The organism is Neisseria sp. P0009.S008 (assembly GCF_051958615.1).
In the GTDB taxonomy this organism is placed as follows: domain Bacteria; phylum Pseudomonadota; class Gammaproteobacteria; order Burkholderiales; family Neisseriaceae; genus Neisseria; species Neisseria subflava.
This window is the reverse complement of record NZ_JBQCVG010000103.1, coordinates 1-236: the sequence shown is the minus strand read 5'-3', so window position 1 is coordinate 236 and position 236 is coordinate 1. Positions and strand designations below refer to the sequence as shown.

At 58.1% G+C, this 236-nt stretch carries 1 protein-coding gene; it reads left to right on the top strand.

Annotated features, from left to right (window positions below; all coding sequences use genetic code 11):
• Nucleotides 1–236 (top strand): IS3 family transposase (locus tag ACTHSQ_RS11455; RefSeq protein ID WP_440372102.1); only part of this gene is annotated, 236 nt, incomplete at both ends.

Below are 236 nucleotides of genomic sequence, written 5' to 3'. Positions count from 1 at the left end.
CAAGACCGACCCGACCCCGACGCAGCCGACAAAGCCCTCCTCGTCGAAACCTACCGGCGGCATAAAGGACGCTACGGCCAAAGGCGCATTGCCGCAGCATTGGATTGGAACCGCAAAAAAGCAGCTCGGTTGATGAAGCAGCTAGGACTGAAAGCTCTTATACGGGCGAAAAAAGCCTACCGCCATCCCGCCATGGGCGCAATATCGGAACACCTCCTCAAACGCCGGTTCACAGC